Source organism: Vreelandella olivaria, from assembly GCF_023507745.1.
Lineage (GTDB): Bacteria > Pseudomonadota > Gammaproteobacteria > Pseudomonadales > Halomonadaceae > Vreelandella > Vreelandella olivaria_A.
The window spans coordinates 51,100-65,114 of record NZ_JALPZO010000106.1; the positions used below are offsets into that span (position 1 = coordinate 51,100).

Sequence of the window (14,015 nt, forward strand, 5' to 3'; positions counted from 1 at the left end):
AGAGCAACCTCCCAAGGTAATTTCACTCGCTGATGTTATGTAAAAAGAGGTAGGTGTTATGGCTGACACAATTATCAAGATTGATCTGAGCAAATCCCCTTACGAGAATGAGCAGGTACACAACCGCTGGCACCCCGATATTCCGATGGCCGCCATGGTGAAACCCGGTGACGACTTCATCGTTGAGTGCCATGACTGGACAGGCGGGCAGATCAATAACGATGACAGCGCTGATGATGTGCGTGATGTGGACCTCACCCAAGTACACTTTCTCTCTGGCCCGGTGGGAGTGGAAGGCGCAGAACCTGGCGATCTACTGGTGGTTGAAATTCTTGATATCGGCACCTTTGAAGAGAGCCAATGGGGCTTCAATGGTTTCTTCTCCAAGCAAAATGGCGGCGGTTTTCTTACCGAACACTACCCGGATGCGCAGAAATCGATCTGGGACTTCAACGGTATGTTTACCAAGTCGCGTCATATCCCCGGTGTCGAGTTCGCGGGGCTGATTCACCCAGGGTTGATCGGCTGCCTGCCATCCAAGGAGATGCTGGCGGAGTGGAACCGGCGTGAAAAAGAGCTCTATGACACCGATCCGGACCGTGTACCTCAACTGGCGGCGTTGCCATTTGCGGATACCGCCCATATGGGCAAATTGACGGGTACCGCAAAACAGGAAGCTGCGGCGGAAGGTGCCCGGACAGTCCCGCCCCGTGAGCATGGGGGTAACTGTGATATCAAGGATCTTTCCCGGGGGTCAACTATCTATTTTCCAGTCTATGTCAAGGATGGAGGGTTGTCGGTCGGGGATCTGCACTTTAGCCAAGGGGATGGCGAAATAACCTTCTGTGGCGCCATCGAGATGGCAGGCTGGATCCACATGCGGGTCAACCTCATTAAGGGGGGCATGGAAAAATACGCTATCAAGAACCCCATCTTCAAGCCTAGCCCCATGACCCCAAAATATGATGATTACCTCATTTTTGAAGGGGTATCGGTGGATGAGCAGGGCAAGCAGCATTACCTCGACGTGCATGTTGCCTATCGCCAGGCGGTGCTCAATGCCATTGAGTACCTTAAGAAGTTTGGCTACACCGGCGCCCAGGCATATTCATTGTTAGGGTGCGCGCCCGTACAGGGACATATCAGTGGAGTCGTCGATATTCCCAACGCCTGTGCCACTCTCTGGTTGCCGACGGATATCTTCGACTTCGATGTTAAGCCGAATATGGAGGGGCCGACCACCCAAGTGGCACCCGGTACCGACTTGCCGCTTTCCAAGGATAAATAACCCGCATTACGCACCAGTTATCACCAAGGTTAAAGAGCCAATAGGCTCAGAGCCGTTGAGTCCACAGGGTGTTGGGATAGGTCGGTCATGTCTGATCGGGGACTTGTCCCGACACCGCTCTCAAGGAGAAACACTATGCCTCTGTACGATTACAAATGCTCCACACATGGCCTGTTTCACCAGCTGGTGCCCTTACAGGCGTCGGGCAATGCCCATGCCTGCCCACATTGTGGAACGCTGTCACCAAGAGTGCTACTGGTACCGCCGCAGTTACTGACGATGGACCCTGCTCGGCGCAGCGCTTTCGCACGTAATGAGAAAGCGGCCCATGAGCCACGCCACGGCAACCACCACAGTGAGCGGGAGCGTGGCTGCTGCCATCATAACCGCGATAAGCCGCAAGTATTTTATACTGCCGATGGCAACAAGATGTTTCCTTCCGCACGGCCATGGATGATCAGCCATTGAGAGACGAATGATACACTAGGGTATGTTGACGTTTTATCGCCAATCGCGTTGCTGCACGTTACATATCAACACTGGCTCTCTCCCCTGAGACGGCCAGTATTATCTCTGTTACGCAGGGGATGCATCATGTCTCAGTCTGAACCAAGGCCAACTGCTGGCAAGCACGACCCCCGGGTCTTTGAATACCACCATCCTGCCGGGGGATGGGGCGCACTTAAAGCGGTTGGCAAGCACTTATTGCACAGCCGTGCTCCAGCCACCAATGCCCGTTCATTACTTAAGTTGAACCAGCCGGATGGTTTTGACTGCCCAGGATGCGCCTGGGGAGACCCTGAGCATGGCTCATCGTTCGAGTTCTGTGAGAATGGTGTCAAGGCGGTCACCTGGGAAGCGACTTCAAAGCGAGTAACGCGGGATTTCTTCGCTCGGCACAGCGTCAGTGAGCTTAAAGGCTGGGATGATTATCGCCTGGAAGATCAGGGGCGGTTGGTTGAGCCAATGTATTACAACGCAGAGACCGACCACTACGAGCCGATCTCCTGGGAAGATGCTCTGAACGTGGTGGCCGCTGAGTTAAAGGCGCTGCCTACCCCGCATGACGCCATCTTCTACACCTCTGGTAAGGCAAGTAATGAATCCGCTTATGTCTTCCAGTTGATGGCACGTCTGTATGGCACCAATAACCTGCCGGACTGCTCCAATATGTGCCATGAGGCCAGTGGTGTGGCGCTCAATGCCGCGCTGGGTACCGGCAAAGGCAGTGCACGGCTGGAGGATTTCGAGCAGGCCGAGGCAATTTTCGTGTTCGGCCAGAATCCAGGCACCAACCATCCGCGCATGTTAGGGGTGTTGCGTGAAGCAGCAGAGCGTGGGGCGACGATAGTGGCGTTTAATCCGCTGCGTGAGCGCGGGCTGGAAAAGTTTGCCGACCCACAAAAAGCCCTGGAGATGTTGCATAACGGCAGCCACCCCATTAGCAGCTACTATTTCTGCCCTCAACTGGGTGGTGATATGGCGGTGGTGCGTGGCATGGCCAAGACGTTGTTTGCCCTTGATGCGGCAGGGGAGGCAGTGCTGGACCATGACTTTATGGCTGCGCACACTGTCCATCTTGATGCCTACCGCTCCCTGGTGGAAGAAACGCAGTGGTCAACTCTGGAAGCCCAGTCTGGCCTGACGCGTGCTGAAATGGAGCAGGCCGCCGCGCTATATGCCCGCTCGAAAGCCACCATCATCTGTTGGGCAATGGGTATCACTCAGCATGTGCACTCGGTTGCCACTGTGCGAGAGATCGTCAATCTACTGATGCTGTGCGGTAATCTGGGTAAACCCGGTGCAGGCACATCGCCGGTGCGTGGCCACTCCAATGTCCAGGGGGACCGCACCATGGGCATTTTCGAGAAGCCATCAGATGCGCTGCTGGATGCCCTGGAGGCACACTACGGCAGGCCGATGCCACGGGAGCACGGTGTCGATTCCGTGGCGGCCGTTGAGGCAATGCGAAGCCAGCCGGGCAAGGTGTTTATCGGGCTGGCGGGTAATTTCACCCGGGCTATTTCCGATAGTGTCGTGACCGAAGCTGCCATGTCCCAGTGCCGTCTGACCGCCTTTATCAGCACCAAGCTGAATCGTAGCCATCTGATCACCGGCCAACGCGCCCTTATTCTGCCCTGCCTTGGGCGCAGCGAGATCGACCGTAATACAGCAGGCAAATCTCAGCTGATGACGGTAGAGGATTCCATGAGCATGGTGCATGGCTCTGCCGGGATTAACCGCCCGGTGGATAAAACATTGCGCTCAGAAATCGCCATTCTGACCGGTATCGCCGAGCGCCTGTTCGGTAATGAGTGTGTCGACTGGTCTGCGATGCGTGAAGATTACGACGTGATTCGTGAACATATTGCCGCAGTGATCCCCGGCTTTACCGACTTCAATGAGCGTGTACGGGTGCCGCGGGGGTTCTGGCTGGGTAACCCGGCCTTCGAGAAACGCTTTCCCACCGCCAGCGGCAAGGCGGAATTTTCAACGGACCCGCTGCCAGCCAAGGTGATGCACCAACAACTTGCTGAGCGCGATGGCTGGTTAACCTTGCAGACCATGCGCTCCCATGATCAGTACAACACCACCGTTTACGGTTACAACGACCGTTATCGGGGGATTGAAAATGGTCGTCAGGTCATTTTTATGAATCGCGATGATATCGCCCGGTTAGGGTTTGAGGCGGGGCAGTGGGTCGATTTGATTGGCGAATCGGATGATGCAGTGGTGCGCCGTGTCGATGGCTTCAAGATCGTAGCCTACGATACCCCTAAGGGCTGTGCGGCTGCCTACTACCCCGAGACCAACCCGTTAGTTCCGCTAAATCACAAGGGGGAGTTGAGTCATACCCCCGCCTCCAAGTCGATTGCTATCCGTCTGGAAGCGAGTAAGCGCATTGCCTGAATGGACGGGGGAGCTGGGCAGTGAGCTACAGCACGGGCTGGAGGCAGTGATGACCGCCCACCCTGAGCTTGATATGCTTACGGCGCTGGTCTTAGTAATGGTAAGAGAGGCAGAACCCAGCGAGGGAGGCATTAGTACCGCACTGCTGGCGAGGCGGCTGGGCGTTGAGCATGCGCTGGTTCGGCGGGCTGCCGCTGAACTCGACACTGGAGGCTGGGTCACCACCATGCCTGTCGATGGTGCCAGCCCAGCGTTACGCCTCTTCGCACGAAAGGATGGGGAGCCATTGCCGCCGCAGTAGCCTTGGCGTCTGGTTACGACTGCCCCCGGGCCTTACGAATCCGCTCATAGGCATTGCCGATCTCACTGGTACGCGCCTGAGCAACGTCACGCATGCTGTCAGGTAAGCCTTTTCCGGCCAGCTTGTCTGGATGGTTTTGGCTCATCAGGCGGCGATAGGCCCTTTTGATCTCGGCATCGCTGGCATCTTCCGCTACCCCCAGTACCCGGTAGGCATCTTTCAGTGCCTCTTCGCTGGCGCCCTGGGAGTTGGCGGCGGCCCCATGCAGCATGGCTTCGATTTGCTGCACTTCGGCTTCGCTACAGCCAACACCCCGTGCCACGCGCAGAATCATCTCATGCTCGGCAGGGTGTAATACCCCGTCGGCAGAGATAGCAGTGAGCTGAACCTGTAAAAACACCTGACGTAGAATGGGCTGACGCTGAGTCAGTCGGTTAACCTTGGCAAGCTCGGCATCCAGGTCAAAGTCGCTGGCGCGGCCCCGTTCAAAGGCGGCACGTGCCTTGGCGCGTTGCTCGCCTTGTAGATGCATCTGGTCAAACAGCTTTTCAGCAACACTCAGTTCGCCCTCGGTCACTTTGCCATCGGCCTGGCACAGGCAGCCCATCACCGAAAAGATCGATTCCAGAAAACCCTCTTGAATCTGCAGACGGGCGGCGCTCAGGCGACGACTAATCCGCCGCCCCAGCCACCAGCCCATCCCACCGCCCACCAGCAGGCCCACGGGGCCACCAACCGCTAGGCCAATCAGGGCGAACAAAATAATCAAAAAAAGCATGGCAGTCCCAAGTATTTAAAAGTTAAAAATTACGGCAGCCGCGCACGAATGGCGCGCTCAATGCCTGCAGCGTCCAGGCCGCAGTCGCGCAGCAGTTCAGCGGGCGTACCGTGTTCTACGAAGGTGTCGGGTAGCCCTAGGTTGAGAACCTCGACCTGAACACCTTCCGCATGCAGCAACTCATTCACGGCGCTGCCCGCACCCCCTGCAATCACATTCTCTTCCAGGGTGACCAGCAGTTCATGCTCATCGGCGGCATGCAGGACGGCATCGCGGTCCAGCGGTTTAACAGAACGCATATTGATATGGGTGGCATTAAGCTTTGCGGCTACCTCGGCGGCGGCGCGGTTCACACTGCCAAAGGCCAATAGTGCAATACGTACCTGATCACTGGTCGTTTCGCGGCGGATTTCCGCCTGACCGATGGGCAGTGGCTCCAGGTGTTCGGGAATCGCCACACCGGGGCCGGTGCCCCGTGGATAACGCACGGCTGCCGGGCCGGGGTGGTGGTAAGCAGCACTGAGCATTGCCCGGCACTCCGCTTCATCGGCAGGGGCTAAAATCACCATGCCGGGGACACAGCGCAGGAATGAGAGATCCATGCTGCCGTGGTGGGTAGGGCCATCTTCACCCACCAGACCCGCCCGATCAATGGCAAAGGTGACATCCAGATCCTGCACGGCGACATCATGGATAAGCTGGTCGTAACCGCGTTGCAGGAAGGTGGAGTAAATGGCCACCACGGGTTTCATGCCTTCGCAGGCCATGCCGGCAGCCAGGGTCACGGCATGCTGTTCGGCGATGGCTACATCGAAATAGCGTTGCGGGTAGTGCTGCGAAAAGCGAATTAAATCCGAGCCTTCACGCATGGCTGGGGTAATCGCCATCAAGCGCGCGTCCTCAGCCGCCATGTCGCATAGCCAGTCGCCAAAGATATTGCAGTACTTTTTCTTGGGCACGGATGGCGTTGCGATGGGCGTTTTTACCATTGAGGCACTGGCTGCCACGCTGGCTTTTTCCAGCTTGGTGATGGCGTGGTAACCAATCTGGTCCGCTTCTGCGGGTAAAAAGCCTTTGCCCTTGACGGTTTTGATGTGTAGGAACTGGGGGCCATCCTGCTCGCGCAGATTGCGCAGGGTTTCGGTAAGCGCTTCCAGGTTGTGCCCATCAATAGGGCCAACGTAGTTAAACCCCATCTCTTCAAACAGCGTGGCGGGGCTCACCATACCTTTCATGTGCTCTTCGGTACGTCGGGCAAGCTCAAGGGCGCCGGGCAGATGGGAGAGCACCTTTTTGCTCTCTTGACGCATTTTCAGGTAAGGCTTGCTGGAAAGTACACGTGCCAGATAGGTGGCAATGCCGCCGACGTTTTCGGATATCGACATCTCGTTATCGTTCAGCACCACCAGCATATTGGCATTCACATGGCCGGCATGGGCCAGCGCTTCAAAAGCCATCCCAGCCGTCAGCGCCCCATCGCCAATGATGGCGCACACACGGCGTGGGTCCTGTTGTGCCTGGGCGGCGAGGGCCATGCCCAGCGCTGCTGAAATGGAAGTACTGGAGTGGCCAACGCCAAAGGTGTCGTACTCCGACTCAGTGCGGCGGGGGAAGGCTGCCAGACCACCGTGCTGGCGAATACTCAGCATGGCCTCTCGGCGGCCGGTAAGAATCTTGTGCGGGTAGGCCTGATGGCCCACATCCCACACCAGGCGATCTTTTGGCGTGTGGAAGGCGTGATGTAGAGCCACGCTTAGTTCTACTACACCCAGCCCTGCGCCAAAGTGGCCGCCGGAGACGCCAACGCTGTACAGCAGGTAGGCGCGCAACTCGTCTGCCAATTGGGCGAGTTGATGGGTGGTCATGGCGCGCAGGGCCGCGGGATGGTCAAAAGAGTCGAGCAGCGGCGTCGCCGGACGCTCGCGGGGAATCTCGTCGAACAGCTTCATGGGCCATGTTTTCACAGACATTGTTTAGTGGTCGCGCTCGATCATATAGTGGGCCAGGTCGGCCAGCGGCATCGCTTGCTCACCAAGTGGAGCAAGCGCGGCAATGGCCTCGTCAATAAGGGTGTTCGCCTTGCGCTGTGCACCATCCAGACCCAGCAGGCTGGGGTAGGTGGGTTTGGCACGTGCGGCATCAGCACCCGATATTTTGCCCAGCGTGGCGGTATCTCCGGTCACGTCGAGCACATCATCATGAATCTGGAAGGCTAGACCAATGGCGCGGGCGTAGCGAATTAGCGCGTTCAATCGCGGGTCATCTTCATCAACGGCAGCCAACCCGCCCAGGCGAACAGCAGCAACAATCAGTGCGCCGGTTTTGTGGGCATGCATATGAGCCAGGGCGTCTACATCTGGGTGGCCGCCCACCGCGGCAAGGTCCAGCGCCTGACCGGCGACCATGCCGTCCCGTCCCGATGCCACCGCCAGTGTGGTTACCATACTGCCCAGCCTGGGGTGGGGGCGACGGGCAAGCACTTCAAAGGCCAGTGCCTGCAGGGCATCACCTGCCAGGATGGCGGTGGCTTCATCGAAGGCTTTATGTACGGTAGGCTGGCCGCGGCGCAGGTCATCGTCGTCCATGGCGGGCAGGTCATCGTGGATCAACGAATAAGCATGAATCAGCTCAATGGCTGCTGCCGGGGCATCCAGGACGTCATCGTCCGCGCCCAGCGCTTGTCCAGCAAGGTACACCAGTAGTGGTCGCAGGCGTTTTCCACCCACCAGCAGGCCGTGGTGCATCGCCGCCTCAAGCCGTGGCGCCACTCCAGGGCGGGTGTCGAATAGGGCGCTTAAGGTGGCATCAACACGGGCATTACTGGTTTGGCGCAAGGCAACAAGCCGAGAGGTATGAGTCGTTACCATGGTGGCGTCTCCTCGCTGTTGTCCCCCTCGCCTTGCGCTTCGCGTGGGGCAGTGGCAAAGGGGGCAACCTCTAACCGGCCATCCCTGTCTTCGCTTAACGCGCGTACTTTGAGCTCAGCGGTATCCAGACGCTGCTGGGCATCCCGGGTAAGCCGTACGCCCTGCTCAAAAGCCGTCAGCGCATCTTCCAGTGAGAGTTCGCCGGACTCAAGGCGTTCCACAATGGTCTCTAGCTGCGAGACAGTGGCGGCGAAATCCTGCGCTGGGGGAGTGTTGTCGCTCATTGGGCAATGCCTACTGTTTTCCTGGCGCCCTGGCAGTCGTGAAGGGCGGCGAGTGTGGCTGTTACTAAAAACAAGCGCATAGTATACACCGAGGCATGGGGGTGGCGTCTGCACTCACTGCCTGCTTCATCCTTCGACTTGTGTCGTGTTCATCTTGAAAGCGCACACTTTTCATCATCTGAAGGCGCCGGGAATGGCGGCGGCTGTGCTACCATACGGGGCTTCCGTGAACCGATACACGGCGCATGCCGCCGACCATAGAGGTTGATTCAGCCATGGCCAAAACGTCCCTGGACAAGAGCAAGATCAAGATCCTGCTACTCGAGGGCGTCCACCAAAGCGCGGTGGACAATTTTCACAACGCAGGTTACGAGAATATCGAACATCTGCCCACATCGCTGGATGAAGAAGCGCTGATCGAGAAGATCCGCGATGTTCACTTCATCGGCATTCGTTCCCGCACGCAACTCACTGAGCGTGTGTTCGAAGCGGCAGAAAAGCTGGTGAGCGTTGGCTGTTTCTGTATCGGTACGAATCAAGTGGATCTGGAAGCGGCGCTGAAACGCGGTATCGTCGTGTTCAACGCACCATACTCCAATACCCGCTCAGTGGCGGAACTGGTACTGGCAGAAGCCATTATGCTGCTGCGTGGGATACCAGAGAAGAATGCTCGCGCCCACCAGGGTGGCTGGCTGAAGTCGGCAAAAAATTCCCACGAAGCGCGTGGCAAAACCCTGGGTATTGTCGGTTACGGCAGTATTGGTGCGCAGCTTTCAGTGCTGGCCGAGTCGCTGGGTTTCAACGTCATCTATTACGATGTTATCACCAAACTAGGCATGGGTAATGCCAGTCAGGTGGCCAGTCTGGACGAGCTGTTGGGCCGTTCTGATGTGGTGAGCCTGCATGTGCCGGACCTACCCTCCACCCGCTGGATGATCGGCGAGAAAGAAATTGCTGCCATGAAAGATGGCGCTATCCTGATCAACGCAGCGCGTGGCAGTGTAGTGGTCATTGAGGCGCTGGCTGATGCCATCAAGGCTGGCAAGCTTAATGGTGCCGCCATTGATGTCTTTCCGGTGGAACCGAAAGGCAACGATGAGGAGTTCCAAAGCCCGTTACGCGGCCTGGAGAACGTGATTCTGACACCGCATATCGGTGGTTCCACGCTGGAAGCCCAGGAGAACATCGGTATTGAAGTGGCAGAAAAACTGATCACCTACTCCGATAACGGTACCACGGTCACTTCGGTCAACTTCCCCGAAGTGGCATTGCCTGCACATCCAGACAAACACCGCCTGCTGCATATCCATGACAACGTGCCCGGCGTACTGTCGCAAATCAACCACGTGTTGTCTGAAAATGGCATCAATATTTCGGGCCAGTACCTGCAAACCAACGATAAAGTGGGGTATGTGGTGATTGACGTGGACAAGGCCTATGGCCCTCAGGCACTGGGAGCGTTAAAGCAGGTTGAGCACACGCTGAAAATCCGCGTACTGTACTCTGCGCATAATAGCTAAAGCGCAGAGCAGAACAGTTGTTGCTGGACAAAACGGCCCCTTAACGGGGTCGTTTTGCTATACAGCTTGTAAGTTATTGCTTACAGCGTGTAAGAAATAACGGTTACTTTGCCTTAGGGGCTTGCCTCTACTGGTTGGCGGGGTATTCTACATCTTTAACATTTGAGAATACTTACTGAAACGGCACTTTGTCTCTTGCCTTAGTGTTTCAGGGAAAGGACTTACAGCCAACAGGGATGAATGATGGATGGATCACTACGCTTCCCACCCCCGCTTTCAGATGCACAAGGGCAGAATCACTACCTCCTACTGGATGGTGTGGTGCTACAACCCTTGGAGCGATGGCTCTATGAACAAATAGATGCGCCCATATACGAACCACTTTACCTGGGAACACCGTTACAGGAGTGTCGTAGTGTTTCACCATGCCTGGTTAAACTAGCGCGCAACGATCCTTTATGGGAAAGGTTTATAACGCATGGTGCCCAGCAGGGCTGGGGGTGGGCTTTGTCAAGTCCGGCTTCTTTCGATGACCTCTTGCAACATCTGCGCTGGCTGTTATTTGTTGAGCATCCACATGAAGGCACCCAAATACTCTGCTTCTCTCAACCCGCCGTCATGCAAGGCCTGTTGGAAGCCGAGCTCCACCCTGGGCGTAGTTCACTCATGGGCGCGATGGAGCAAGTATGGATACCCGTTAACGCACATGGAAATGTGACGTGGTATTCCATCACCAATGAGCGTGCTGATCATGCTCAACGACACGAGCGATTCCGCTTACAGCAAGCTCACCTGGAGGCGTTCAGCAGCCTCTCCTGGCAACGTTTCAGCCGTGAACTGAGTGAGCACCTGGATACCTTTTTTAGTGATGGGCTGTTGTTGCGTGAACACAGCACCTCTCTGGCGGCGGCAGATAGTGTCATTCAACTTACCAAATCACTAGGCTTCACAGGACGGCGAGCGCACTTCCTCATAGCCAATATTCTTGGTGTGCACGGCAAACGTGCGCTGGATAAGCAGGCCATGCCGGATATCGCAACGCTCCTGACACAGCCGGATGGCTGTGCCCCCATGGAGCGTTTACTCGCCGCATCGGCCGCCGCAGAAAAAGCCACGTGGAATAGAGCTTTCCCGTCGTCAGAGGCTGATTTATGAATACAACGCTCCCAATAGCACAACGTATGGCAGCAGCACGTCGTGTTGCCGACAGCCAATCAGATAATGACCCAGGGCAGGAGCAAGGCGTGTGCCCCATCTCACGTAGCGACCTCCAGTTAGTGCCTGTTCGTTACGCGATGGTGGAAGCGCCCGAGGCTGAACGTGCCCAGGCATTTCCTGAGTTTGCACCGCTTTACGGAGGGCACTTTCGCCCCTCAGGCATCAGACCTATACGCAGTGGCTGGCTTTACCTCGTTCACAGTCTGACGCCGGATGATGTGCAGGTATTCAAGGTAGAACCCGATGGCAGTGGCGATCCTATTATTGTCAAACGGGAAGGCTCGATACAGGTACTCTATAGCCCACTTGAGCTGACGCCTCTCCACGTGTCCATGCTGCGGCAGGATGCGTTCCGCTCCCAGGTCATGATGCAGGCAAACATCGGCGCCTACTGTCCTGGTAATGGCACCGCCCACCTGCTAGACCCCGAGGTGCTGAAAGAGGCACTTGCCGATGCTCATGGCGACTACCACGCTACACCCCCCGCCCCCGAGATAACGTCAGACAGCACTACGCTAGAAACAGGCAGCTACGCCTGGTGTGATATCGAGTGTGACCCTCCCGAGTGGCAAATGACTACCGCTGCCGGCATTAACGCTGCCATTGGGGCGGCGTATCGCCATGACAGCGCCATTCTCATCGTCGAAGATATACCCGGGCGCATAAAGGACTTAGCCCAGGCGTGGGCAAACCATGCCGGGCAGCAGGGTCATTGGCATGACCAATACTCTGCCGAGAACTTTGCTGCGCGCACGATTGATGGCCTGATGACCCTCGATTTTGCCCCTCACGCCGCCAATGCAGGTCAGGGCAATATCCCCGAATGGTTGGGCAATGCCGAAAGCGACGACCAGGCCAACCTGCGCGAGCTGGCAGAGCTATACGAGCAGCGCCGCGAAAGGAGCGAGCAGGTGACGGCCTCTTCAGGTGGGCACCCAGGGGTTATCGGGCGTGCGCTGGCGCCCATCGACCGGGATATCAATGCACTCAGCCAGCGTATCGCCGAGCGGTTGGGCACGGACGCAGACTCAGTCAAAGCGTTTGTTGAGCAGAGCGAGCAGGCACACTTCAATGAAGTGGTGGGTGGTCACTACGCCTTGGCACCCAATGGCATTGTTGATGTTATCCGCCAGCAGGAACTGGAGCGCTTTCTTGCCTACGCCAATGGGCTTGAAGAGGCATGGCAAACGGCCTATCGGGAGATAGGCCAGGATCTATCTCGCCTGTTACCCGTATGGCACGACTACGCACTACTGTGGGACCGTGAAGAAGCAGAGCACATCAGCCTTACCTGTAAAATCGAACAGCACGCCCTTGAAACCCTGGCCCTATGCGGTCAGGAAGCGTTTCTTGCCCGGCACTATATGGGCGACACCCCCACGACAGCCCATTTACTCCACTTCCAGCCTACCGACACCTTTATTGAAACCTATTTATCGGACCCCGCAGGCCCACAAAAAGCATTGACGCAAACCGCCGCACTGATGGGCGCCGCAGGCGCGCTGGGCAACTATCAACAGTGGCAAAGCACGATTGAGCAGCAAACGGGCCTGCGCTTTCGTAGCATCACCGACCTTACTGATGAGGTCGTGGCTGACATTGCAGGCGAGGTGTATTTCAAGGAAAAAATGCTGGGCGAGGCGGTGGTCAGAACATTGCTGGATGAAACACAGCAACTGGAACTGCCGCAACGGTTTACCCACCTGGCAGGCAGGCTGCCGGAAGGCCAGCGTCTCATGTTTGCCGAGCGCCTGGGGCTTCTGGAAATGGGCTGGGATATCCCCGACCAAACGGCGCTGGGCCGCCTGCGCGAGGCACTCAATAACGCCGAACGCTCCTTTGCACCGCTCCCGCGGCTGGAAGCGGAACTACAGCGTTTTTACCAGCAGCGGAATGAGCAGTTGGCGCGGGCATCGCGCAGGGGCACCAGTCAGGCCCACCGGCGCGCTGCCGAGCAGTATCACGCCCATAATATCCGCAACAAAGCACGCGCCATCAAACAACAGCAGCAGTTGATAGGCGCAGCGCTGGACGAACTTGCCGAGCACAGCTTCCCCGCCAATGGCAACGGCACCCATGCCCTCAAGGTGGGCGGCTTGAGTCAGGCGGCCACCCGCGCGGCACTGGCCGAGCGCCGCGCGTTCAAGGCGCTGGCCAACCAGCCCCGCGCAACCCTGAACAGCACCCTGGATACCCTGATCCGCAACGAACAGAACGAGGTGTCGGTGACCCGTGCGGTGGGGGTATTGGTCAACGGCAGTTTATCTGCTTTAGGGGCCATCACTACCTGTGTGGCTGTTAAAGATATGTTCAATCGGCTGGGGCAGGAAGATATTCTTGAATATGTTGGTAATACGGGCTCACAAGGGCTTGGCACCGCGGCAGCCCTGATGGCCATTCGCGAGATGATCGTCGATGCCCGTCATCGCAAGCTCTATCAGGGGCGCGCTTTTCAACAGGTCGCTCATGCTGAACTAAGGGCAGCGGCAGGCAGCCCTGCCCAGTTGGGGCGCTGGGCCAGAGCGGCCAATGGCGCCATGGGGGCTGTTGCTTGGCTTGGTGGCGCAGCAGGCGCGTTTGAGGTGATTAGGCAGGGCCAGCGGCTGGGGCGCGCTGAAACCCCCGCAGAGCGGCTGGCTACTCAGGTAGCGCTGGTCGGCGCCAGTGGTACAGCCGCAGGAGGCTTGTTCCTGGGGAGCGTGGGGTTGGCGGGCAAGATTTTGGGCGCCCCCGCCGCGCAGTGGCGGTTACTGCTACTCAAGTTCGCCGGGCCGGTCGGCTGGTTTGTCGCCGCCAGTACGCTGCTCTTGGTGATGGGTGACCTGTTGGCCAATCGGTTTTCGTTAAGC

General features: G+C 57.5%; 11 protein-coding genes. 7 read left to right on the forward strand and 4 right to left on the reverse strand.

Annotated features, from left to right (window positions below):
* The first annotated feature begins 58 nt into the window (after positions 1 to 58).
* The 4 genes from fmdA to HP566_RS08415 all read left to right on the forward strand — a co-directional run bounded on the left by fmdA (position 59) and on the right by HP566_RS08415 (position 4,499).
* A complete protein-coding gene (fmdA, locus tag HP566_RS08400; RefSeq protein WP_249976807.1) occupies positions 59 to 1,288 on the forward strand; it encodes a formamidase in 1,230 nt (409 codons plus the stop codon).
* Between the two features lie 135 nt (positions 1,289 to 1,423).
* Positions 1,424 to 1,756 carry a zinc ribbon domain-containing protein gene (locus HP566_RS08405; RefSeq protein WP_249976808.1) on the forward strand — a complete coding sequence of 111 codons (333 nt, stop codon included), beginning with the start codon at positions 1,424 to 1,426 and terminating at the stop codon, positions 1,754 to 1,756.
* Between the two features lie 126 nt (positions 1,757 to 1,882).
* Entirely contained in the window at positions 1,883 to 4,198 is a 2,316-nt protein-coding gene (locus HP566_RS08410; protein WP_249976809.1) for an FdhF/YdeP family oxidoreductase, read from the forward strand.
* Positions 4,191 to 4,499, forward strand: coding sequence for a hypothetical protein (locus tag HP566_RS08415; protein ID WP_249976810.1), 309 nt, complete (start codon positions 4,191 to 4,193; stop codon positions 4,497 to 4,499). Before HP566_RS08410 ends, HP566_RS08415 begins: the two co-directional genes overlap by 8 nt.
* Before the next feature lie 13 nt (positions 4,500 to 4,512).
* On the opposite strand, the gene djlA is transcribed toward HP566_RS08415, so the two are convergent.
* From djlA to HP566_RS08435, 4 genes are read right to left on the reverse strand one after another with little or no spacing between them, the layout of a single operon-like run.
* Positions 4,513 to 5,277 carry a co-chaperone DjlA gene (gene djlA, locus HP566_RS08420; protein ID WP_249976811.1) on the reverse strand — a complete coding sequence of 255 codons (765 nt, stop codon included), beginning with the start codon at positions 5,275 to 5,277 and terminating at the stop codon, positions 4,513 to 4,515.
* Between the two features lie 29 nt (positions 5,278 to 5,306).
* Positions 5,307 to 7,226 (reverse strand): 1-deoxy-D-xylulose-5-phosphate synthase, encoded by a 1,920-nt coding sequence (gene dxs, locus HP566_RS08425; RefSeq protein ID WP_249976812.1) that lies wholly within the window; start codon positions 7,224 to 7,226, stop codon positions 5,307 to 5,309.
* A 24-nt stretch (positions 7,227 to 7,250) separates the two neighbouring features.
* A complete protein-coding gene (ispA, locus tag HP566_RS08430) occupies positions 7,251 to 8,144 on the reverse strand; it encodes a (2E,6E)-farnesyl diphosphate synthase (protein ID WP_249976813.1) in 894 nt (297 codons plus the stop codon).
* Positions 8,138 to 8,428, reverse strand: a complete 291-nt coding sequence (locus HP566_RS08435; RefSeq protein ID WP_249976814.1) for an exodeoxyribonuclease VII small subunit — start codon at positions 8,426 to 8,428, stop codon at positions 8,138 to 8,140. The genes ispA and HP566_RS08435 overlap by 7 nt, the downstream gene beginning before the upstream one ends.
* A gap of 275 nt (positions 8,429 to 8,703) precedes the next feature.
* On the opposite strand from HP566_RS08435, the gene serA reads away from it, so the two are divergent.
* The 3 genes from serA to HP566_RS08450 all read left to right on the forward strand — a co-directional run.
* Entirely contained in the window at positions 8,704 to 9,948 is a 1,245-nt protein-coding gene (gene serA, locus HP566_RS08440) for a phosphoglycerate dehydrogenase (protein ID WP_249976815.1), read from the forward strand.
* A gap of 243 nt (positions 9,949 to 10,191) precedes the next feature.
* Positions 10,192 to 11,103, forward strand: coding sequence for a DUF4123 domain-containing protein (locus HP566_RS08445; RefSeq protein ID WP_249976816.1), 912 nt, complete (start codon positions 10,192 to 10,194; stop codon positions 11,101 to 11,103).
* Positions 11,100 to 14,015 (forward strand): toxin VasX (locus tag HP566_RS08450; protein WP_249976817.1); only part of this gene is annotated, 2,916 nt, incomplete at its 3' end. The genes HP566_RS08445 and HP566_RS08450, both read left to right, overlap by 4 nt.